Source organism: Alphaproteobacteria bacterium (assembly GCA_023898745.1).
Classification (GTDB): domain Bacteria; phylum Pseudomonadota; class Alphaproteobacteria.
This window is the reverse complement of record CP060237.1, coordinates 613552-637563: the sequence shown is the minus strand read 5'-3', so window position 1 is coordinate 637563 and position 24012 is coordinate 613552. Positions and strand designations below refer to the sequence as shown.

The 24012-nt window shown below is 36.9% G+C and carries 21 protein-coding genes, 1 tRNA gene and 1 other RNA gene; 15 read left to right on the top strand and 8 right to left on the bottom strand.

All coding sequences use genetic code 11. The annotated features are described in order from the left end of the window. Window positions 1-32 precede the first annotated feature (32 nt). A complete protein-coding gene (locus tag H6850_03180) occupies window positions 33-1127 on the top strand; it encodes a hypothetical protein (GenBank protein ID USO02090.1) in 1095 nt (364 codons plus the stop codon). Here the strand turns inward: H6850_03180 and gyrB are convergent, their stop codons facing one another. Further along, a complete protein-coding gene (gene gyrB / locus H6850_03175) occupies window positions 1128-3464 on the bottom strand; it encodes a DNA topoisomerase (ATP-hydrolyzing) subunit B (GenBank protein USO02089.1) in 2337 nt (778 codons plus the stop codon). It abuts the gene before it with no gap. Window positions 3465-3511: 47 nt separating this feature from the next. Here gyrB and ssrA point away from each other — a divergent pair. Continuing rightward, window positions 3512-3877: a transfer-messenger RNA gene (gene ssrA / locus H6850_03170) on the top strand. A 22-nt stretch (window positions 3878-3899) separates the two neighbouring features. Next, window positions 3900-4319, top strand: coding sequence for a hypothetical protein (locus H6850_03165; GenBank protein ID USO02088.1), 420 nt, complete (start codon window positions 3900-3902; stop codon window positions 4317-4319). Window positions 4320-4376: 57 nt separating this feature from the next. On the opposite strand, the gene H6850_03160 is transcribed toward H6850_03165, so the two are convergent. Further along, a complete protein-coding gene (locus tag H6850_03160) occupies window positions 4377-4961 on the bottom strand; it encodes a hypothetical protein (GenBank protein USO02087.1) in 585 nt (194 codons plus the stop codon). 73 nt (window positions 4962-5034) lie between these two features. Then, window positions 5035-6282 (bottom strand): bifunctional UDP-N-acetylglucosamine diphosphorylase/glucosamine-1-phosphate N-acetyltransferase GlmU, encoded by a 1248-nt coding sequence (glmU, locus tag H6850_03155; protein ID USO02086.1) that lies wholly within the window; start codon window positions 6280-6282, stop codon window positions 5035-5037. 178 nt (window positions 6283-6460) lie between these two features. Here glmU and murJ point away from each other — a divergent pair, with 178 nt between their 5' ends. The 4 genes from murJ (at window position 6461) to H6850_03135 (ending at window position 10304) form a co-directional block, all read left to right on the top strand. After that, the gene (gene murJ, locus H6850_03150; protein ID USO02085.1) at window positions 6461-7981 is read left to right on the top strand and encodes a murein biosynthesis integral membrane protein MurJ; all 1521 of its coding nucleotides are present in this window, start codon (window positions 6461-6463) and stop codon (window positions 7979-7981) included. A gap of 63 nt (window positions 7982-8044) precedes the next feature. Further along, window positions 8045-8974, top strand: coding sequence for a hypothetical protein (locus H6850_03145; GenBank protein USO02084.1), 930 nt, complete (start codon window positions 8045-8047; stop codon window positions 8972-8974). A 71-nt stretch (window positions 8975-9045) separates the two neighbouring features. Further along, on the top strand, window positions 9046-9504 hold the full coding sequence (locus H6850_03140; GenBank protein ID USO02083.1) for a DUF721 domain-containing protein: 459 nt from the start codon (window positions 9046-9048) through the stop codon (window positions 9502-9504). Beyond that, window positions 9501-10304, top strand: a complete 804-nt coding sequence (locus H6850_03135; protein ID USO02082.1) for a hypothetical protein — start codon at window positions 9501-9503, stop codon at window positions 10302-10304. Before H6850_03140 ends, H6850_03135 begins: the two co-directional genes overlap by 4 nt. Here the strand turns inward: H6850_03135 and H6850_03130 are convergent. After that, window positions 10301-11503, bottom strand: a complete 1203-nt coding sequence (locus H6850_03130) for a lipoprotein-releasing ABC transporter permease subunit (GenBank protein USO02081.1) — start codon at window positions 11501-11503, stop codon at window positions 10301-10303. The two genes, H6850_03135 and H6850_03130, sit on opposite strands and share 4 nt — an antisense overlap. Window positions 11504-11757: 254 nt before the next feature. Here H6850_03130 and H6850_03125 point away from each other — a divergent pair, with 254 nt between their 5' ends. Both H6850_03125 and dnaQ read left to right on the top strand, forming a co-directional pair. Beyond that, window positions 11758-13248 (top strand): NTP/NDP exchange transporter, encoded by a 1491-nt coding sequence (locus tag H6850_03125; GenBank protein ID USO02080.1) that lies wholly within the window; start codon window positions 11758-11760, stop codon window positions 13246-13248. A gap of 6 nt (window positions 13249-13254) precedes the next feature. Next, window positions 13255-13950 (top strand): DNA polymerase III subunit epsilon, encoded by a 696-nt coding sequence (dnaQ, locus tag H6850_03120; protein ID USO02079.1) that lies wholly within the window; start codon window positions 13255-13257, stop codon window positions 13948-13950. Between the two features lie 285 nt (window positions 13951-14235). Here dnaQ and H6850_03115 read toward each other — a convergent pair whose 3' ends face one another. Together H6850_03115 and H6850_03110 are read right to left on the bottom strand one after the other, a co-directional pair. Then, window positions 14236-15138 carry an NAD(P)-binding domain-containing protein gene (locus H6850_03115; GenBank protein USO02078.1) on the bottom strand — a complete coding sequence of 301 codons (903 nt, stop codon included), beginning with the start codon at window positions 15136-15138 and terminating at the stop codon, window positions 14236-14238. A 129-nt stretch (window positions 15139-15267) separates the two neighbouring features. Then, window positions 15268-15342 (bottom strand) — tRNA-Ile (locus H6850_03110). A gap of 102 nt (window positions 15343-15444) precedes the next feature. Here H6850_03110 and H6850_03105 point away from each other — a divergent pair. The 6 genes from H6850_03105 to H6850_03080 are packed head-to-tail and all read left to right on the top strand — an operon-like array spanning window position 15445 to window position 21148. Further along, entirely contained in the window at window positions 15445-15942 is a 498-nt protein-coding gene (locus H6850_03105) for a hypothetical protein (GenBank protein ID USO02077.1), read from the top strand. A gap of 15 nt (window positions 15943-15957) precedes the next feature. Further along, entirely contained in the window at window positions 15958-16359 is a 402-nt protein-coding gene (locus H6850_03100; GenBank protein USO02076.1) for a hypothetical protein, read from the top strand. Window positions 16360-16387: 28 nt separating this feature from the next. Then, window positions 16388-16690 carry a hypothetical protein gene (locus H6850_03095; GenBank protein ID USO02075.1) on the top strand — a complete coding sequence of 101 codons (303 nt, stop codon included), beginning with the start codon at window positions 16388-16390 and terminating at the stop codon, window positions 16688-16690. Window positions 16691-16748: 58 nt separating this feature from the next. Further along, window positions 16749-18485 carry an ABC transporter ATP-binding protein gene (locus H6850_03090; GenBank protein USO02074.1) on the top strand — a complete coding sequence of 579 codons (1737 nt, stop codon included), beginning with the start codon at window positions 16749-16751 and terminating at the stop codon, window positions 18483-18485. Between the two features lies 1 nt (window position 18486). Then, window positions 18487-20166, top strand: coding sequence for an ABC transporter ATP-binding protein (locus H6850_03085; GenBank protein USO02073.1), 1680 nt, complete (start codon window positions 18487-18489; stop codon window positions 20164-20166). A 1-nt stretch (window position 20167) separates the two neighbouring features. Next, window positions 20168-21148, top strand: a complete 981-nt coding sequence (locus H6850_03080; GenBank protein USO02072.1) for a low specificity L-threonine aldolase — start codon at window positions 20168-20170, stop codon at window positions 21146-21148. On the opposite strand, the gene H6850_03075 is transcribed toward H6850_03080, so the two are convergent. Next, window positions 21135-22472, bottom strand: coding sequence for an ABC-F family ATP-binding cassette domain-containing protein (locus H6850_03075; GenBank protein ID USO02071.1), 1338 nt, complete (start codon window positions 22470-22472; stop codon window positions 21135-21137). The two genes, H6850_03080 and H6850_03075, sit on opposite strands and share 14 nt — an antisense overlap. A 204-nt stretch (window positions 22473-22676) precedes the next feature. Then, the gene (locus H6850_03070) at window positions 22677-23978 is read right to left on the bottom strand and encodes a carotenoid oxygenase family protein (protein ID USO02070.1); all 1302 of its coding nucleotides are present in this window, start codon (window positions 23976-23978) and stop codon (window positions 22677-22679) included. Between the last annotated feature and the right edge of the window lie 34 nt (window positions 23979-24012).

Below are 24012 nucleotides of genomic sequence, written 5' to 3'. Positions count from 1 at the left end.
GGTCTAACAAGAGTGTTCTATTTGCAATTTATATGAATAGATTTAACATTGCAAGTATTTTTTTGTTTATAAATACCGCCTTATTTTACAGATTGATATGTAAACTATATTTTGCTAGAATTCTTGTGGTTAGATTAGAAAATAATATTGTGTTTTGGTTTTGGACGATACATGCAGCAACAAAACACCAAATGCAACATACCTTTCTCTCATGTTGCTCATCTCATTTGGTTGAAAGTAGGAATTTTTGCTCCTCTTCTGCCCGAAAGTCGCTCCTAGGATCAAAATACTTTTTTGTTGACGAAAGAAATCGTTTTTCTTTTGAAGCTATGTTGCGTGAAAAAGGAACTGACAAACCTCTTTTAAAATGCAGAACCTTTAAACCCAAGGACTCATTTACATTCTCAAATCATGATGAAATTAGTAAAATTGTAGCTTTTTACCCCTCAGAAGCTGTGCAAGATGAAGATGGAGACTTGGATTTATTTGAGTTTTCCAATCTATTGGTTCGAAAATTCAGACAAAGAGTTCAGGAAAATGATCCGAGAGTACCTTTGACTTTAACGCCAGCTGATTCAGATGAAGCACTTTGTTTTATTTGGTTGGACACCCCTCCTATTGTGCCAATACCAGCAACTGAGAGAGATGGGTTGGCTGAAATGCTTATGTTTGTGTTATCCGCTCACTATCAACGCTGCTATGCGCTTTGCGTTTTAGCTATCATGACGCAACTGTACGCCCCTGAAATAAAACGCCTAGGAGAAAAAAGTCGAAGCCTGACCCCTGAACCTGTTTTTTGCAAGTTTGGACCTCAGGCTAACGGACCTTTACAAACGTTATATGCGACAGTTCATCCAGAAAAAAAACAAGTGATCAGAATGGTTGACTCTGTAGGAATGGGAAATTTACGCGCAAGACCGCAAACCTATACTGAAGAAGAAATATTGAAAACAGTAGTTGATGAAGAAGGCAAAGAGAGAGTGCTTTTAGAAGATGGCCAGTATACTGGAAAAAGCGCCCCAAGATTTTGTTTTCAATCAGATGTAACGGAAGACACTCATCCTTTTGAATTAATAATAGATAAAAATGGACGTTATATCCCTGTCTTTCCTGAACCTCTAAAGTAATTAAGTATCCACATTACTGTTCAGCGCATTCTCTTCAATAAACGCACGACGTGGTGCAACAAGATCTCCCATAAGCATAGATACAGATTGCTCAGCAGCTTCTGCATCATCTAAGCTAACCTTCAATAACGTTCTGTTTTCAGGGTTCAACGTTGTTTCCCACAGTTGATCTGCATTCATTTCACCCAAACCTTTATATCGGCTAATCATAATACCCGTCTTGGCATATTTATCCAATTGTTCCATGAGTGATAAAAATGTTTCTGTCTTAATAGGCTCGCGCTCTTTAAATTTAATAGACGCCTTATCAAAATCAAAAAAGGCAATACGTGAAAATTTTTCTTTTAAGTTCTTGAATTCACCTGATTCAAATACAGATTCTGAAACGTGATATGTCTCTCTTGTTCCATAACGCTCACGCTCAATTACCCATTCATCTTCTTCATGACGCGCCACCCAATCTTTCAACACAGTTAAATCGCTTGCCTTTAAAATCTCTTCGACCAACTCTGTGCTTTGAATTTTTGTGTACATCTGATTAATGCCGTGCTTGATTTGATAGCAATTCTCCAGAAATTTACCAAACTCATCACCTGTCAATGTGGATTTTCCATCACTTAATTCTACATCTTCGACATTTCTATGAATAATGAAAGCATCTAATGCGCGCTCATTCTTTAAATATGTATCTTTTGTTCCTCGGCGCACTTTATAAAGTGGTGGTTGAGCAATATATAAATATCCTTTTTCAATCAAACCTTTCATGTGACGATAGAAGAAGGTTAACAACAATGTACGAATGTGACTACCATCTACGTCAGCGTCCGTCATAATGATAATTTTATGATAACGCGCTTTGTTTGGTTCAAAATCCTCTCCAATACCTGTACCAAGGGCTGCAATAAGCGTGGCAATATCTTGAGAAGATAAAACCTTATCCAGACGAGCTTTTTCCACATTAATAATTTTACCTTTCAATGGCAAAATCGCTTGGAACTTACGGTGGCGTCCTTGCTTAGCAGAACCGCCCGCAGAATCTCCCTCAACTATGAATAATTCGGATAATGCTGGATCTTTCTCCTGACATTGTGCCAATTTTCCAGATAACTGAACGGAGCTTTTCTTTTGTCGCGTTAATTCTCTTGCCTTCTTAGCGGCTTCTCTTGCGGATGCCGCATCAATGACTTTACCAATGATAACCTTTGCTTGATTTGGATTCTCTTCCAACCAAGTCTTCAAAGCATTGGAAACCATATTTTCAACAATTGGACGGACCTCTGAAGATACAAGTTTCTCTTTTGTTTGAGAAGAAAACTTTGGATCTGGCATTTTCACAGAAATAATAGATACAATACCTTCACGGACATCTTCACCAGTGATCGCAATCTTTACATCTTTTTTCATTTCAGAAATATAGCCTAGAACTGCACGCGTCATAGCAGCTCTAAAGCCTATCAAATGCGTTCCACCATCTTTTTGGTGAATATTATTCGTGAAACACATCATTGTTTCGTGATAACTGTCTGACCAATGCAAAACAAACTCTAAAGAAATTAATTTATCACCCGCTTTTTCTTCACCTTTTCCATGAATCACTTGCTCATTTAAGAATGTTTTTCCACGACCAAGATATTTTGCGAATTCAACCAAACCACCTTCATAGAAGAATGTTGATTCAAAGAATTTATCTTCACGCTCATCTTTAAGAATAATCTTCAAACCAGAATTCAAAAACGCTAACTCACGAAGGCGAGCTTCTAAAATCTTGCGATCAAATTCTGTTCCAGAAAAGATCTTTGGAGATGGATAAAAACGAACATATGTTCCTGTCTCTTTTACATCGTGACCTATAACTTTTAATGGTGAGGTTGCAACACCATCCGCAAATTCCATTTCATATAATTTTCCACCGCGCTTAATTTTCAAAATTAATCGCTCTGACAAAGCGTTCACAACAGATACACCTACACCATGCAAACCACCAGATACTTTATAAGAGTCTTGGTCGAATTTACCACCTGCGTGCAATTGTGTCATGATCACTTCTGCTGCTGACACACCTTCTTCCGCATGCATATCCACAGGAATACCGCGGCCATTATCTTCAACCGAAACACTTCCATCTTGTTCGATCTTCACAATAACCTTATCACAATGTCCGGCCAATGCTTCATCCACAGAGTTATCCACAACTTCAAATACCATGTGATGCAAACCAGAACCATCATCTGTGTCTCCAATATACATACCGGGACGTTTTTTAACCGCTTCCAACCCTTTTAAAACTTTAATCGATTCAGATGTGTATTCCTTTGATTGTGTCATTTTTTTATTCATGTATTATTATATCCTTTATGTTAACAGATTATGGCCATGAACGATACATACTTGAAAACTTAATCTTGACTTCCTACAATAATAATGTTGGGAAATCCCGACTATGGCAATAAACAGCTTATGTAATAGATGGAGCGGACCCGGGGGCGGTACCCGGCGTCTCCACCAAGAAAAATTATGGGGATGAAATAGGATCGACGCACTTTGAAAGATACGTCTCTTTGCCCGGTATAATACCACCGTGACGGATTGAAAAAAATAATTGGAAACAGAAAACCAGTTAGAATGCTTTCACCAGAGCAAATTGCAGGGTTCCAACCTTTCAATTTTGCTGAAACTAGATCTGCAATCGCAGCTTAAGTTTGGTGAAAACAAAGCGGCCTTGAGGGAGCCGAGCAACAGAATCCCTCACCAAATTTAAAAAGGAGAAATATTATGTCTAAATTGAATTACGATAAAATTGTGCAAGATGCATTGCGCGGTGTAATTGTTCAAGTTTTAAGACATATCGAAGATCACGGTATGAAGAAAAATGAGTATATCAGACTCACCTTTATGCCAGAACTTAAGGGTGTTACATGTCCAGCAAAACTTGCTAAAGAATACAGCAATGGTTTGTGTATTGAATTGCAAGAAGATAAATATGAAAACTTACAAGTTGGGCATGATCGTTTTAGTCTCGACCTATATGTTGGCGAAAAAATCGAACACTTTGTAATCCCATTTCGTACAATTTCTCATATCGTAGATCCAAATGAGCAATTCGGATTAGAGTTTGATGTGAGTTTAGATAAAATTGATAATCTGCCAGACAATGTTGTGTGTTTAGAATCTTTTCGTAAGAGTAAGCATTGATTCGTCGTCACGAGGAGTGAGGCGACGTGGTGATCTATAATGGATGGCCACAGCCCCTTACGGGCTTTCGCCATGACGACGCTCATCTTCCGTTGCCTCTCTAAAGCCTTCAAAAAATAGATCTTGGCTTAGCTGCTCAGTCACAGGTTGCTCCTTTATAACCTCATACGCCACCTTGCCCTGTGTGATATTAAATTTGTATTCACATAACTGATGTGTTTTTTGCTCACCCTTTAATTTGTTATGAAACTCTTTACTAAAATAATCTACTTTTTCTTTAAACTCCCTTATAGCAAATAAGGGTTTATATTTTGCATGAAATGCTTCTATGTATTCATTAAAAACTACAATAGAATCTTGACTTAAAGACGAAGCTTTTTGAAACTCTTGGTACAGCATGTACATAAAAAAATCTTCTAGCACATCCACATTGATTCTTAAAAATAATCTTTTATTTTTGATAACAACTGCCCTGCTAGCTCTGTCGTACTTTCCACTAGATAAAAGGTCATTTAACGCTTCAACAGAACGCACGTTCATATCACTTGGCATATCTTCACGATTCATAATTTTACACATAACCTGTATAAGATTTGGTTTGTGTGACACTACCGCAGCAAAAGAGTGAAAAAATAAAAACATAATATGTTAACAATATTGATTTCTATTGTAATGAAAAACATGTTGCTTAATAAAACATAAACTCCAGAAACGGTTAATCTGCAGAGCGATTCTTCCGCCAACCCTTTACAATTTTCTTCGGTGCCCGAGTTAATGCCAAATCGTATGCTTCCACATCTTCAGATAGCACCGTATCCGCACCTATAAATGCATGATCATGAATCGTTATAGGTGCAATCAAGGTACTATTGGATCCTATAAAAGCATCATCTTCAATAACGGTTTTGTGTTTGTTCACACCATCATAATTGCAGGTAATTGTTCCTGCGCCTACATTCACATTTTTACCTAAAACCGCATCCCCAATATAACTCAAATGCTTTACCTTAGAGCCTTGACCAATTTTAGACCCCTTTATTTCAACAAAATTACCCACGACTGACTCCCGCTCAAGCACAACATCGCCTCGAATGTGTGCAAATGGCCCAACGTTTACTCCCTCTTTAATATGGCAATTTTCTAGCGCGGTAAAAGGATGAATAACAGCGCCTTTTTCAATTGTCACGTTTCTCCCAATTTGCACATTTGGATGCACAATCACATCTGCCGCAATGTTTGTATCATGACGCACACTTGATGTTTCAGGGTTATAAAAAACAGCACCCTGTTCCATTAGTTTGTTTATCCATTTTTTTTGCAAACACCTTTCAATATACGCTAGATCCGCTCTTGTGTTGATGCCAGCAAATTCTTCTTCTGTTTTAAAAATGATGCTGCGACTTCCGCGGCATTTTTCCACAATTTCTGTCAAATACAACTCTGGATGTGGTTTTAATTTCGGCAGCGTTTCATCCAAAACTTTACGAGATGCTTTCATAACACCTGAGTAGGCTAAAGAGTTATTCTTCACATCTTGCGAAGCTTCTTTATATTCTACAATCGCTTCACCATTATTCAAAATCCGCCCATAAGGTTTTGTAAAATCATTTATATGAAATCCAACCAAGGTCAAATCACTAACGCTCTCAACTAACTCTCTAAGCGTTGACCGCTCAATCAAAGGAACATCTCCGCACAAAATAATACACTCTGTATATTTCTGTGGAATTTGCTTCAGCGCTTCTTGAACTGCATGCCCTGTTCCGAGCTGCGCTTTCTGAGGAATACATTTATAACCCTCATGCTCAAAATTAGCCACAATAAAAATATCATTTTTTGGCGCAGGAATTGCTTCAAGCGCATAGTCTAAAATCGTTTTTCCATGAAGCTTAAATAATACTTTTGATACATCAGATTTAAAACGCTTACTTTGCCCTGCTGCTAAAACGATATAACACAACATATGCCAAAAAGTATTTTTTGTTACCTTAGTCAGTTTAAACTGTGTATTATAACTTAACAACTACAAACAGGATTCGCACAAGGTTCGTCATCACGAGGAGCGAAGCTACATGGTGATCCGTAATGGATGACCGCACCCGCCTAAGGCGGGCTCGCCATGACGAAGTGCACATTAAAACATGCAAAAAAATAATTCTATTGCAAAACATCTTTTTACCTTTGGAGGATTCACCGCTATCAGTCGCCTCACAGGATTTGTAAGAGATAATCTCATTACGCATTTTTTAGGAAAATCCGTTTGGTATGAGCTATTCCTTATTGCATATAAATCCACAAACTGGATGCGTCGTTTTTTTGCTGAAGGTGCGCTGAATGTCTCTTTAATTCCAGAACTTGTTAAACACAGAGATGATCCAGAAAAATTTCATGCACTTGCTCAAAATACTTTTTCTCTCATATTATATACGCTTGGATTCTTTGTCTTGCTCATGGAAGTTACAGCACCTTTCTTTCTTCCGATGCTTTTCGGGCGATACGGTCAAACAGAGATTCAGCACCTTGTATTCTTGTTTCAGCTCAACTTTCCTTATGCGCTTCTCATTTCCTTATGCGCAATTTGTAACGCTGTTCTCAACACACATCAAAAATTCTATGCAGAATCATCACTCCCGATTATTCTCAATTTCAGTTTAATTATCTCTATTTATGCTTTTCGAAATTATCACCCCGCCATAACAACTGCCGCTATGTCTTACAGCGTATTAATTGCCGGAGTCATTCAAATAACATGGCTTTACTTTTTATGTCGAAAATACAGCTTTTCCCTTAAATTGAGGCGACCAAAGTTATTCTCAGATGAAACATCATTAATTGTGAAAAAAACAGGAAAGAATTCTCTTATATCCTTTGCTAATCAGATGAACTTGTTTATTGACCTCTATCTAGCAACCTTTCTACCAGTTGGCGCTATTACATACCTCTCTCTCGCAGACCGCCTGAATCAGTTCCCGCTCTCTATTATTGGGGTGGCCTTGAGCGTTGTATTGCTACCTAATTTTTCAAAATACAAAAATGGATCTCAAGAAGTTAAATCCTTGTTTCATAACTCTATCATTGGCTCTCTGCAGCTTTCTTTACCAATCACCTTTTTGATGATTGCTTTGGCGGATCCAATTTTTTATGTTTTATTTTTTCATGGAAAATTCACCCTCGCTGATACAATTAACACAGCAAAGACTCTTAAAATGTATGCATTTGGCATTCCGTTCGTGATTCTAACAAAAGTTTTATTGAGCTTCTTGTTTTCGCGTAGCATAACTAGGGTCCCTTTATATAGCGCTATTCTTTCTGTTGTAACAAATACGATTATAAGTGTTGTTTTACTCCCTTATGTGGGGCATTTGGGTATTGCAATCGGAACATCCATCGCAGCTTGTCTAAACTGCCTATGCCTAGTCACTTACATATATTTAGAATACCCTGAAATGTTAGAAGACTATCATGATATTCTTGCGGTAATAGTATGGAGTATTACCTGTGGTATGGTGTGCTATTTCATTAAAATCAATTTCTTGCCAAAATTTTACCCATCTTTTCTTGAAAACAGCATTTTCATTCTATTGGCTACAGGATTTTTTAGTGGATTGTATTATGGTATTGGATACAAAACCGGTATAGTGAAATTTTCGAAAAAAAATTAAAAAAACGCATGATTTAATTCAAAAATAAGTTATACTAATGTTGTGTATATAAAAAATATTACTATGAGTTTTTACATACCAAAATCAGATTGCTCACAACTTACATTTGTGGATTTTCTGAAACATCGTCATACACCTATTCCTGAAACAACAAAAGTTATAGGGCTGTTTTCTGCGTACAGAACGCCAGGAGACTTTGAACTATCTGTTTTATATCATAGACGAAACTTTTATATTGAAAACTTTGATTTTTCTTGTTTGCCCGCACATAGAACAGATGACCCTGATTATTGTGATATTGAAAACCACTATGAGACGGCGCTCATCCTGCCATATGACTGCCCCACACCCAATTTACCTTACAATTCAGAGTTTGTTTTGCAAGGAGATCCTGCAACAATATATAATTATAAAGATTTTTGGAAACGCGCTACATTAACCCCTTATTTTTCACAATCTTATTTTTACGATCCAAAGCGCGCTCTAAAATTTACAGAGCGTCTAAGATTTTATGGAAATTTGGAATTTTTTGAAAATTTTTTCAAAAGCCTATTAAAAAAATATAAAAACATCATCGTTTCAAGTTCATTTTGGGATTTGCATGGGTTTGGATATGTAACGCGGAATTTTAGAAACACCCGTTTTAAAAAAGATTTTCCAACGCTCGATCATATTATGGAGCAACATACCCATCATTTTGCAGGTAGTACAGGTCATGAACGTATTCATAACGTTCATCATTTTTTGCATCATTTGAAACGCAAACACACGCCTTGCCCTCTTCCATGTATATCACTTGAAGGTATTATTAACTGGAATAATGCCTTTGAAGTTATGAATCACTACACATATCTTGGAGGTCGTTTTTGCTGGGAAAAATGCCAAACTGAGGATGAAGGTTGCGATACCTGTGATCCTTCTATTGTAACCTTATGCCCTAAAACGTTTATTAAGCTTTTAGATGATAAAAAAGCCCTTAGAATTTTGACGTAATTGCATTTCTGACCTAAAGTAAGCTTTAATAACTAAAGCATTAAAAGGCGTCATGACGAATCTTATAAAATATGAAGCATATAAAACATGGCATCGACAAAGCGCTCAGACAGCATAAAAACAAAAGAGGTTTTTTACACGGACGTCTACTTGCTGAGTGGGATAAAATTGTTGAAAAGCCAATTGCGAAAATGACGCAACCCTCTAAAGTGATATGCTACAGAAATTTGCCCGGGGTATTGGTTCTAAACACAACCAGCTCCTCTTCGCTTTTTCTACACACAATGGAAGAAGAGATCATACAAAAAATCAATACTTATTTTGGTAAAGAGCTTATTAAAGCACTAAGATACAAGCATGTCCTAAAACTCGAAAAACCTGTAAAGAAAATAGAACTAACATTATCAGAAGAAAATCTTCAAAAAATAGATCTTTTATTGGAAGATTTTGAAGATGGCGAAATGAAAGATAGTTTAGAACGGCTTGGAAAAGCAATTTTGCTTAAACAGAAAAAGGATAAGTTGCAATGATAGATAAACTGAATCGGGGATTTATTTTTATTAAAGGTGCGGAAACGCTAGATTTTTTACAGGGACTTTTAACATGTGATATCCGTAAGGTAAGCACGTCATCACGAGGAGCGGAGCAACGTGGCGATCCAGCAACTGGATGGCCGCGATTTTCTGACGAAAATCTCGCCATGACGGGATCATCGGCTTTGTATGGGTTTCTCTTAACCCCCAATGGACGCTTCTTATCTGACGTCTTTATTACATCTTATAAAGATGGATATCTACTTGAAGTATATGATAAACAAAACTTTCTAACCGTATTAAATCGATATAAATTAAATCGAAATGTTGAGATTGAGGATGTTGAAGGGTATGTGGGGTGGTCTTTGCCTCGCCATCCCGAGTCGAAGACGAAGGATCTTCCTGAGTCTATCGCGAGAAGATCCTTCGCGCTATGCACTCAGGATGACGAGGTTTATTACAAAGACCCGCGTTTTTATGGTTACCGATTTCTTTCAAATACACCCATGGAAAATTTCGAAGAGTACCATTATCACCGCATTAAAAGCGGTATTTCAGATCCACCATGGGAACTCATTCCCTTGAAGAGTATTATATTGGAACATAACATACCTGAAGACGCTGTTAGTTATAATAAGGGCTGTTATATTGGACAAGAACTTATTGCTCGAACACACCATCAAGGCGTTGTACGTAAAAAAATCACTGTGTGTAACATTGAGGATGCGTCACAACAAGAAGGAACTATATACTCTGTAAGTCAAAATTTATGCTTAGTAATGAAGCGTCAAGCCTAACGTAACACCGGCGCAGGCTCTAATTTAGATGCTTTCACCGAAGGATACAGCGTTGCCAAAAATGTAAATCCCAAACTCATCAAACACACATAAAAAATATCTTGATATGCTACTACAGACGGAAGCTGAGATAAGAAATACAGTTCAGGATTAAAAATTTTCACATGAAACACGCGCTCAATAAATTGGGTGATTTGATTAATATACTGACTCACAAACACGCCTACACATGCACCCAAAAATGTTCCGCTCACACCAATCATAGAGCCACTTAATAAAAAGATATTTCTCACGCCACTTCTCTGCATGCCCATCGATCTTAAAATCGCAATCTCTTTGGTCTTATCTTTTACGAACATTGTTAAGCTCGACACAATGTTCAAAACTGCGATCACAATCATAAGCGCCAAAATGATAAACATAACATTCTTCTGCACCAGCAACGCTTTAAACAAGGTAGAATCTGTGTGTTGCCAATCTAAGACATGATAAGGTCGCTCCATATGCACACCTGTTGCATCCCCTGTTTTGGTGAATACATCAATGTGATGCACCATATCCGGTTGGTAAAAAAACTGCTGCATGGTTGCAAGCGAGGTAAAAATAAATCTTCGATCATACTCGCGCATCCCTAACTCAAAAATACCTACAATTTTAAAGTCTCTTTCTTTGGGTGTAATACCAAAAATTGTTTCCTCTCCTTGAGGATTTAATAATGTCAAAGTATCTCCAACAGTCAAATTGTATTGCTCTGCAAGGCGCGACCCAATCATAACTGTATTATCATCTTGCAAATCCGCGATAGAACCTTGTTTTATGTTGTCTTTAAAATATGCGTGCTTTCTTAAGGATTCAGGATCATGCCCATACAACATCACACCATGAAATTGATCATTTTTAATCAGCAACGTGGGTTCTTCTATCACAGGCAAGGCAAGGGTTACATTTTTGTTGCGCGTCAATTGCTCTAAAATATCTTCGTATTGATCTACCCCTCCATGTTTAAAAACAACTACATGCCCTTTCATGCCAATCAATTGACGCATTAATTCTTCTTTAAATCCATTCATGACAGACATAACGATAATTAAAGCTGTTACACCTAAAAAAATTCCTGAAAATGCTAACTTTGTGATGAGAGAAGCAAACCCCTCTTTCCTACGACTCAATTTTCTGGCTAAAAAAAATTCTAATTGCATAATATCTCTGCACTGGAAGGTCGTCATAGCGAAGCTCCGCGAAAAAGGGCTGCGGCTGTCCATTTGGATCACCACCACCTCACGCGCCTCATGATGACGAACGCCCGCCGTCACCCTCTAGGCAACAGTCTATTCACAAACTCTTTAAACAAAAAGTTAATCTTTCAAATTTTTCTGATTTTTTCAAATGCTCTTTGCTTATCATTGGCAAACAGCTATACTGGCGTTAGCGAATTATTAAATTAACCTTATCAATGCAACACGCAAATGAGGACTTTAAGGGTTTGAGAGCCCTTCTTTGGCCTATACATAATTATGAACTTAAAAAATTTATTCCCACAGCGATTATCATGTTTTGTATCTTGTTTAACTATACAGTTATGCGCGATACAAAAGATGCGTTTGTTGTAAACTCTATTGGCGCAGCCTCTATTCCATTTCTAAAATTATTGATCACACCATGCGCCATCTTATTCGTGCTGATTTATGCTGAACTTGTTTCGAAATTCAGTCATGAAAAAGTGTTTTATCTGATTATTACACCGTTTCTAATATTCTTTGGTTTCTTTGGATTTGTATTATATCCTATGGTTGATATCATTCATATGTCCCCTGAAACTGTTAAGAGCTTATATGCCTATTCATCTATGAAATGGGTACATCAACTCATTGATATTATGGCGCACTGGAGCTACTCTCTTTTCTATATCTTGTCTGAAATTTGGGGAAGCGCGATGATTGCGCTTATGTTCTGGCAATACGCAAACAGAATCACAAGAAGAACAGAAGCAAAAAGATTTTATGGCTTATTTCAAACATTTGGAAATGCAGCTTTGATGCTTTCTGGTCCAACGGTTGCCTTCTGCTCAATGCCAGCAAACTTTGCTTGGGGAACATCTGTTAAACTTCTATGCGCATCTATTGTTGTAATGGGAATTATTGCAATGCTTGTATTCCGTTGGATGCACACAACTGTGTTGACAGACAAAAAATACTACGATCCATCTGAAACTCAACAAAAGAAAGAGAAAAAGAAAAAACCAAGCCTAATGGACAGCATGCGAATTGTTTTCCATAGCAAAGAACTTGGGTACATCGCAATTCTTATGATCAGCTATGGGATCACTGTTAATATCGTAGAGCTTCAATGGAAAGATCAAATGAAAATTTACTTCCAAGGAAATCTCGGTGCATACAATGCCTTTATGGGATGGCAATCTTTCTATATTGGTTTGGTAACTGTGGTATTTAGTTGGTTTATTGGTACAAACATCCTAAGACGCGCACCTTGGAGAGTTGCAGCCCTTATTACACCAGTTTTACTTCTATCACTTGGTGGAATTTTCTTTGGATGCATCGTATCTCAAGACTTTATGGCGAGCCTTCTTAAAGGTTTTATTGAAAGTCCAGTAGCAGGCGCTGTATTTGTTGGATTGGCGACAGTTGTAATTTCAAAGTCTATTAAATATGCTTTGTTTGACCCAACAAAAGACTTGGCTTATATGACATTGGATGAAACGGCTCAAACAACTGGTAAAGCTGCTGTTGACGTAATTGGCGGACGCGCTGGAAAAGCTGGTGGAGCGCTTGTTCAAGCTACTTTCTTGATTATCTGCGGAACAAAAGTTTTAGCGGATATTGCACCTTACACAGGTGTTGTATTCCTGATCATCTGTGTAGCATGGATTTGGGCGGTTGTTGGTTTGAGCCGCAGAATTAACCCTGCACACATTCCGCACAAATAAGATTCTATGTCATCCTCTCACTCTCGTTTTGTTGTTCTCGATACGGAAACAACAGGCCTTGACCCTCTCAAGGGTGATCGGATCATTGAAGTTGCTTGTCTTGAGCTAGATCAAGGTCTGTACCCTACTGACCGAACTTATCATCAGTATATAAACCCTCAACGCGAAATTGGGCGAGCAGCTTATAATGTTCATGGGATTGACAACGAGTTTGTTAAAGACAGTCCATTGTTTGCAGATATAGCACCAGAGCTATGGGATTTTATCAAAGATGCGCGATTGATTATTCATAATGCCGAGTTCGACGTAAAGTTCTTAAACTCTGAATTTGCACGATTAGATTATCCAACAATTCATATTGATCAGTCGATCGATACTCTTAAAATTGCACGCAAAAAATATCCAGGTATGGCAAACAATCTTGATGCGCTATGCAAACGTTTTAGCATTTCTTTAGAAGATCGTGAAAAACACGGAGCATTAATTGACGTCAGGCTACTTGCTTCCGTATATATTGAACTAACACAAGGCGGAAGACAGCAAAGCTTTTTGAATACAGAAAAACAAAATAGAGCTGAAGTTGGTAATGTATCCTCTATCAACAGACGAACTTGTGAGCCTAGAACGTTTGATTACCCTGAAACTGAAAATCACAAAGACTTCATCAAGAAAAATTTCAAAGAAAATCTTTGGGGGTATTGATTCAAGTCTCTGCACATCGTCATGATGAGCGAAGCGTGGCCATCCATAATGGATCACCATGCCTTGCTTCACAAGGCTCGTGATGACAAGCCCTATGCGAAGAAAAAAAATACCCGTGTTTTTTCAGGGTATTTCTTTTGTGAAATTTCCTAAACAATAAATCTAGGAGGGAAACCTTCTACTGGGTAAGTTAAAAAAATAAAGAGACAAATGTTTGTAATATTTATGTGTCTCCTCTTGCTATGCGATTTACTTTCGCTGCCTGAGGACCATTCAACCTTCATATCAAAACAGTCTATTGTGAATCATATCACAGGTCGGTAAAGGCAAATCTCCTTTGATTTTATAAATAGACTGCGCAGTATAAGCGCCTTCTGCCGTCAAGTTGTGCTTTTTCCTAAACTCATCAAATGACATTCCAGAAGCTAGCGCTAAACCAAGCTTATAATTTCTCGAATTTGCACTTCCGCATGTTAAAACCAAATCCCCTACTCCTGCATAGGTTAACAGAGTGCGATCATCAAAATCCGCTTTCCAAAACGTCTTACCTACAAGGCTCATTTCTTGAAATGCATGAGTAAATAAAGCGGCTTTTTCATTTAAACCTTTCTTTTGACCTTCATAATATCCAGCTGCAATGGCGAACACATTTTTCATAAAACCAGCAACCTGTATACCGCATACATCATGCCAAGCTTCTAATATAAAATGACTTTGTGAAAGCGCATCGCAAATTGCTTCAGCATTTGGGCCTGCTATATTGGCATAGGATTTTTTATACTCTACTAATTCACATGCAAAATTTGGACCCCCTAAAACATATAAAGGATTTTTTAAAGTTGTTTTTGCATATTCTGTCATCAAGTACGGTTTATTATCTTTGACATATAAACCTTTAGAACAAAAAATAATAGGAATATGCTTAGGCAGTTCTTTTTTTAGTCGACTGACAACTTCTTCTATAACTTGCGCTGGCGTCGCAACAAATAACACATCACAATCTGGATCAATATCAAGACTGATTTCAACAGACTTAGGAATTTTTACATCGGGAATAAAGCAGTTGTAACCAGATAATAATTCTTCAAAATATTTAGGAAGTGTGATGAGGCGGATTTTATGATTTGGAGAAAAAGCTATAGCTAAAGCTGTTCCAAATGCACCTGCGCCTAAGATGTTGATTTTCATTGCGACTACCTTTAAGCATATAAGTACAGCCCGCCTACGCTAAGGCTTCGGCGAGGCTTCCATTTCGCACGCTACGACGTAGTCACGTCGTAGCTAAATTTTGCTAAAAGCAAAATTAGCGAAGACGGATGGTGGGCCTAGCAGGATTCGAACCTACGACAGCACCGTTATGAGCGGTGAGTTCTACCGCTGAACTATAGGCCCTCAGCACTATTTTGCTGCATTTATAGCTATAAATCAAGAAAAGCTTGACCTATTCTATAGGCTTGCTGCTAAAATTAACCGAAGATTCTAATTATCATATTCATGTTCACTTTATTTTTTTTAATGCCACAACCCACACAAACCGCACTGCTTAAAACAGAAGTTTTGAAACTGCAAGGCTATGGGAAAATTACAAATGGTTTAATAAAAAAAATTGCAGCCAATGGAGAATTAGAAATCAAAAATTCAGAAATTGAAGCAATTGATATAAATGGAACACTTTATCTTCAAAACGTAATTATTGATCACCTTAAAATCAATGGCGTTCTCACTATTGAAGCTGGCCGCATTACTACTGTGTTATCCAATGGTGATTTCAAAGCAACAGGCACGCAAATAACAAAAGCTGAGTTGCGCTCTAAAGAAATAACGATAAAATCCTCTAAAATTGGAAAACTTATATTTAAAAAAGATCCAAGTCATAGACAGCAAACAATCTATATATCTCGATCCCAAATCGATGAAATTATCTTGGAGGATAAAAACGCTCATATAGTTCAAGACAAATATTCAGATATAAAAAAAATAACTTATCAATAAAAGAGGAAAAATCTTATGGATATACAGGTATTAATCAATAGTCTCCATCTTGAACCTTATGCAGAAGAGTTAGAAAAATTTTCTCGCAACCATCCAGATGCCATTCACCCTTTTAAAAACGAAATTCTTGCAACGCTCAAAACATGTAAAAATAACATTACAAAATGGCATCTCCTGCAAATGCTAAAACGACTTCCTTTTGAAGAGCGGGAAGTAGTAGCACTCGAGAGTTTGTTAAAAGATCTATTTCACAATAGCCCAAGCAAAATCGTCAAGGTGGAATCTCTGCAGGCAGCTGTTGATTTATCACGTCAATATCCGGAACTCAAAGAGCTTGCTATGGGGCTTTATGAAAATGCTTTAACCTCTGCCATCCCATCACTCAAAGCTCGTGTAAAAAGATTAAAAATACAATGAACAATCTCTAAGGCGATTTGTGATTCTAGTGACCACCTTAGGTATTATCATACATATCTTAGGAATATTAGACTTTATAAATAAAACAACTATCGAAATGGATTGTATAATGTTAATGATAGATGTGTTGATTGTTTATGGATTAGTTCAGCGTAAAAACTGGGGATATTATTTAGCCCTTGGGCTTTATCTACAGCAAAGCATCATGCAGCCCTATTGGGCATATCAATCTGATGGATTTATTCTTCACTCAATAGAATGGTTTATAGCTCCAGTTTTAGTTATAACTTGCTTCTTCATTTTGCTATTCCGCAAAAATAACTTTTCTTAACATGGTATAACGTCAAATATTCGGGCTAAAATGATAATTATTAGCCACATAAAAAATCATGACTATTCCACAATTTTTATGGCGTCACATTAAGCCGTATAAATGGCTTTATGCTGTCATGATGATTGCGCCAATCGTTGCAGCATTTTATACCTTCGTATATAACTACTCCATTAAATTGTTTGTTGATAATATGCTCCAGCAATCCGAATTCAGTTATAGTAAGATCATATGGCCAATTTTTCTATTTCTATTTATACAATTTTTAGTTGATGCAGCCTGGCGTGTTAGTAACATGGCTGAATGGAGCGCTGAACCAAAAGTCAGACGCTCTATCATGCTAGAGTCATTTGAATATGTGGAGCATCATTCCTATAAATTTTTTCAAGACAATTTTGGCGGAACGATCGTAACAAAACTGAAAGGTCTCGTTCATGGGTATGATAAATTTTGGGATGAAATGCATCATGGGCTTTTTTCAAAAATTCTGAAAATTGTTATTAACCTAGCCTCTCTTGTCTTTATAAACTTACATGTTGGTTTGTTTATGGCGTTTTGGTCTATTCTCTATGTATTAGCTATGCGCCTGTATTCTAAGCGCATGAATTACTTGGCATTCATGGAAAATCAAAGTAAATATGCCTTAGGCGGCTTGGTTGCAGATAATGTCACAAATATCGCTTCTATTTTTTCTTTTGCCGCAAGAAAAAGAGAGTTAAAAAGACTTGAACATGAAATTAATACAGATTTTATCCCCAAACAAGTCGCTTGCTATAAATTCGATTTTAAAGTTCAAGTTGCTGCGAGTTTTTTCTATGCCGTTATGTTTACATTCATCTTGTTTTATATGATTCACTTGCGAAGCGTTGGTTTAATAACAATTGGTGGCTTTGCCTTTGTATTCAGTACAGTTCTTTTGATATCTGAAGATATTTGGCGCGTTACAATCTCTGTGCAAGACTTTGCAAGGGCTATGGGTGATTTCAAAAGCTCATTATCAATTCTCCAAACCCCTCATGAAAATGTTGATATAAAAAATGCAAAACCACTTGTAATACAAAAGCCTAATATTATATTTAAAAACATATGGTTTGGTTTTGATGAAGATGTTTTATTTAAAGGGCTTAACTTGGAAATCAAGGCAGGTGAAAAAGTTGGGCTTGTGGGAAGATCCGGCGCAGGCAAAACATCTTTGATACACTTACTCCTAAGATATTTCCCGCTTAAATCTGGTGAAATTCTGATTGATGGACAAGATATTACGCAAGTCCAGCAAGATTCTTTGCGCAAACATATAACAGTTATTCCGCAAGATACAATTTTATTCCATAGGACTATCCTGGAAAACATACGATATGGAGATCCAAATGCAACAGACGAGCAAGTCATTGAGGCGTGTAAAAAAGCTTACATTCATGACTATATCATGACAATGAAAGATGGCTACAATACAGAAGTTGGAGAGCGTGGCATTAAACTTTCAGGCGGACAAAGACAACGTATTGCAATCGCACGCGCGATCTTAAAAGATGCGCCTATTTTGGTTTTAGATGAGGCAACATCTGCATTAGATAGCCAAACAGAAGAGTTAATTCGCAAGAGTTTGGATACGTTAATGAAGGATAAAAAGAAAACAGTTATTGCAATCGCACATCGCCTTTCCACCTTGCAAACTATGAATCGCATTGCGGTTTTAGATAAGGGAAAAATTGCAGAAGAAGGAACGCATGATGAGCTCGTGAAAAAATCCAACAGTATCTATAAAGAGCTATGGAATCGCCAACAAAGGATTTAACATGAATATTCCGCAGTTTTTATGGCATCATATCAAGCCTTATAAATGGCATTACCTCACCATGTTGATTGCACCTATTATCACTGCGTTTTATGCTTTTGTTTATAACTATTCAATTCGACTAATTATTGATGCCATGATACAAAAAACAGCGTTTGGCTATAGTGCGGTTTTGTTTCCGATCGTTTTGTTTTTTTTTATACAATTCGCTATTGATGCAGCCTGGCGTATTAGTGACATAGCAGAATGGCGAGCTGTACCGAAAGTAAAGCAATCCATTTTAAGCAATTCTCTTAATTACGTGCAACATCACTCTTACATATTTTTTCAAACTCATTTAACTGGAACGATTACAACAAAAATCAATGCTTTACTCCTTGGATATGAAAAATTTTGGCAAGAAGTTCATCGCGGATTATTTTCAAAAATTCTGAAAATTCTCGTCAATTTAACCTCTCTAGTATTCATCAATGTATATGTTGGTTTATTTATGGCATGCTGGTCGATGTTATATGTTTTTGTTATGAGCTTCTATGCTAAACATCTCAAACATTTGGCATTTTTAGAAGCGCAGAGTAAATATACATTAGGTGGATTAATATCCGACAATCTTACCAACATCACATCTCTATTTTCTTTTTCAACCAGAGACAAGGAGTTAAAAAAATTCAACAAACAAATCACTCAAGATTTTGTTCCCAGGCAGATTGAATACCTTAAATACAATTTCAAGACTTCCATTATGATCAACGGCTTTTATGCAGTTATGTTCATCTTCATATTGTTCTATATGATTCACCTCAAACAAATTGGCTTAATTACCGTAGGTGGATTTGCATTCGTATTTGGAACAGTTTTAATGATCTCTGAAGATATATGGAGGATTACATTATCAATTCAATGGTTTACAAAAGCTATGGGAGATTTAAAAAGCGCGCTATCTATTTTGCAAATTCCCCATGAAAATTTAGATAAGAAAAATGCAAAACCTCTCATTGTAAAAAATCCTAGCATTGAATTTAAAAATGTAAGATTTGCCTATGATGACAAACTGCTGTTTCAAGAATTAAACCTTGATATTAACGCAGGTGAAAAAATAGGACTGATAGGAAAATCTGGTGCAGGAAAAACAACATTGATTTATTTATTGCTGAGGTACCTTCAACCTCAATCAGGTGAGATTTTAATTGATGGACAAAACATTGCTGATGTCACACAAAATTCTGTACGAACAAATATATCTATCATTCCACAAGAGACCATTTTATTTCATAGAACCATCATGGAGAATATCAAATATGGAAACTTTGATGTTACAGATGAAGATGTTATAAAAGCTGCTCAAAAAGCACATATCCATGAGTATATTATGGCACTTAAAGATGGTTACGAAACGCAAGTTGGAGAACGTGGCGCAAAGCTATCTGGTGGACAAAAACAACGCATCGCTATTGCTCGGGCATTTTTAAAAAATGCACCTATTTTAATTTTAGATGAAGCGACTTCTGGATTAGATAAAGAAACACAAGAACTTGTTCGAAAGAGCTTGAGAGAGTTTATGAACGATAAGAAAAAGACAGTAATTGCTATTGCGCATGATGTGGAAAATTTGCAAAGCCTGGATCGTATTGTTATTTTAGAGAAAGGAAAAATTACAGAAAAACATATAAAAGGAACATAGTATGAATTTTAAAAGTGACAATATAGCCCCTATTCATCCACATATTCTAAAAGCCATTTCTGATGCAAATACCGGACTGCAAAATTCTTATGGGGACGATGAATATTCAAATGCATTGAAAGAAAAAATCTCTCAAATATTTGAAAAAGATGTGGAGATTTTTCTTGTTTCAACAGGAAGTATTTCAAACTGCTTGGCACTATCTTCTTTATGCTTACCCTATCAAACAATTTATTGCCATAAAAACGCTCACATTAATACACATGAAGCTGGGTGCATTGAATCAATGGGCTATAAACTCACACCGGTAGATGGCTCAGATAACAAAATAGACCTCTGCACATTAAAACTCGCAAAAGAGACGCAACTTCTTTATGCGCCACATATGGTAAAACCTGGCGCTATAAGCCTCACTCAACCAACAGAAATTGGAACAGTCTATACGTTGGATGAAATCAAAAAACTAAAACAGCTAGAACTCCCAATCCATATGGACGGCGCAAGATTCTCAAATGCCTTAGCTTACCTTGGAGTGTCTCCAAAAGAAATGATTCAACATATTGATGTATTATCATTAGGCGGCACAAAAAATGGATGTATGATCGGAGAGTTGGTTGTATTTTTCAATAAAGATTATGCGAAAGATTTTTCGTATCGCGTCAAACGCGCTGGGCAACTGTTATCAAAAACCCGTTATGTAGCCGCTCAAATGATCGCTTATTTTGATGTATGGATTGAAAACGCCCAGCATGCTAATAAGCAAGCAAAAAAATTATTCGATATACTGAGTCAAAACTTTAAGCCAGCCTACCCTATAGAAACTAATCAGGTGTTTTTTCATATGGATATAAAAAATGCACAAAAATTACAGGAAGCAGGTGTAAAGTTTTACCATTGGGAAAAAGATATCTACCGCTTTGTGACGCATTTTATGACGACAGATGAAAAAATTAATCAGCTTCAAAGACTTATAAACAGCTAAAATGCTGCGTCACCCCTATCGCATCCAAAAATCCCTGCTCATGCGAAATCACAATCAGCGTTCCAGGATAATCTCTTAAAACTTGAATCACATGTTCTTTTGTTTCTAAATCTAAATTATTTGTCAGCTCATCCAAGATCAACAGTCTTGGTGTATGCGCTCCAATTTGCGCTAAGCTCAAGCGCGCTTTCTCACCTTCAGATAAACAGCTAGCTTTTGTATTCACTTGCTCATCTGTACGAAACAAATAATCATTAAGGTATTTTCTTTTATCCAGAAGATCTTCAAAATGCTCTAATACAGTTTTATCTGGATCAAGTGTTTTGTAATGCTGATCTAAATGCCCTATATGCTCTTTTTTTGGAACTATCCACTCACCTGATGTCCACACAGATGGGTCACCTAAAATCGCTTTAATTAAAGTCGTTTTGCCTGAACCATTTTGACCTGTAATTGCTAATCGATCATTCTTACTTAAAGCTAAGTTGATATTTTTTAAAACTGGTTTATCAGGATGATATCCTGCTGTACCATCCACAACGAGGATGTCACTATTGTTATCTAGCGTTTCTAAAGAAAATTTAGGCTTAATAACTTCAGGCAACTGCAGTTCTTTTAGTCTCTCTGATATGTCTTGTCTTTTTTCACCTAATGTCTTTTTTCTATCTCCGGTAGTTTTTGCCGCTTGCTGCTCTTTCATTTTTGCAACCATTGCTGGCCATTTTTTTTCTTTGGTGCGTTTTTCGCCTCTTAGCCTACTTTTTTTAGCTCTCACTTGCTCATCCATAAGATCTTCATGAAGATATTTCTTCTCTTGATTTAACTTTAGTTTTTTTTGTTCAAGAGAATGCTGTTGTAATTCAAGCTCTCGTTTATAATCTTCATAGCTCCCCTTAAAAATAGAGATTTGATCATCTTTAATATGCCACAAAATCCCTTCCATCAAATCCATGTCATGGGTCGCTATCACAAGTGTGCCTGGATAATGTTTCAACAGTTGGAGCAATGATTTTTTATTCCGTGAATCCAAATGATTTGTTGGCTCATCTAATAAAAGCATCTCAGGGTCTACAGATAATGCTTTGGTTAAAGCCGCGTTAAATCTCTCGCCTCCGCTCAGCGCTTCAAATCCTTTGATCATTTGCGGAACATATCCAACCTGAACATCATCACACTGTTTCAAGATGGATTTCAAAAGAGTCGATTTACCCGCACCATTGCGACCAATTAAAATAATTCGATCACCATAATGAATCGTTGCAGAAAAATCTTCAATTTTTGTAAATGGAAGTGATAGGTCTTTTATAATGATTGGTTTGTGCATAAAATTCTCCTTGGTATTTAGTTAAAATCCTAATTAACAAGAAGTAATATCCATTGCACAAATTTATGACTAATTCATAATTGATAATAGGAAATTTAGTAGGAGAGTTCAACTTTGATACATGTCATCACGAGGAGCGAAGCGATGTGATGATCCATGGATGGCTACGCTACGCTCGCCATGACGCGCTTTACAGCCTCTCGTTTAGGAAGAAAAAAACCGCCCATGAAACCCAATAGAGGCAACATAATCACGCATAGGCTGTGAATACACCAACTCCATCGTTTGAGCATTCAAAACATACAAATATGACTTTCTTTCCGCGGTGTTAGACATAATCCCGATAAGCCATCCGTCATCTTCTGTGCTAGCCTTACAAGATTCTTCGCTACGCTCATAATGACGACGTATAAAGGCAGGCTCACCAAAAATACAATCTTTTTTGCTGAAACTTTTCATATCGCCATTCAGATCAATTTTTAATAACCCTACGCCCATTTGCTCAAACTTTTTTGATAAATCCGTCCTTAATGCATAAATAAAACGATAGTTTTTTCCAGCAATCTCAGGATTAATCACGGGAAATTCGCAGGCTCTTTCATGCTCGACCACCACCGGCTCAGCATCCTGCTTCAACACAATGCGCATCAAACGATTGTTCACATTTTTCTCTTCCAGCGATACAAGGGGCTTATCATAACCCACAACATCAATATTTATAGAACCATTATCTTCAAAGGCATTCGCAATATGATAGTAGAAAAATGACTTTGTAAAAAATTCCTTCACTTCGCCTGTTTTTTTATCGATACATAAAACGCGTGTTTTTTCTTCAGGATAAAACTCAAAACTCTTCATAAAAGCTGAAAATAAGTTAGGAAACGGTCTAGATAATCGAAACGGAATTTCCAACAAAATGAAATAATTTTCTGTAACGGCAAAACTATGCATATAGGCTGGAGTATGTGTTGTAATCCTGCAAATAGGAATGCGGCAACAATCTTGAATTTTATATACAACATAGTCTGTGCTAAACAAACCAAAATGCATCATATAACTATATGAATCTTTGATAAACGCATTTTCATAGATACGACTTTTAGGAAGCTCGTCTTTCCACTCTAAAGCCTTTCCTGTCAAAAATATCTGAGGCGGTGTTTCTGTCGTTACAAAAACATCTTTTTTTATATCTTGAACTTTAGCCTTAAAGGAATGCGCATTCAGCATTTGATTGAACAAATGCGTATTACCCGTTTTTTGATAAAACCCATCATGCTCCGCCTTGCCAGATTTTTTGTACTGCTCATACGCAGAAGATGGCACGGGAAATCTCTCATACTGCACCTCTCCTTTTGAAAACTTAAATGCATAAACCACACCAAGCTTATCAAATGGATGAAGGTTTTGATCTTTTCCTTTTATCTCAGGAACCAACTTCACAAATGTACCATTAATATCTTTAGGCGCTAAAGTCTTAGCTTCTAATGAGAGAAATAAAAAAAACATAGGAATTTTCGTACGTACCTTGCTATTATTATGC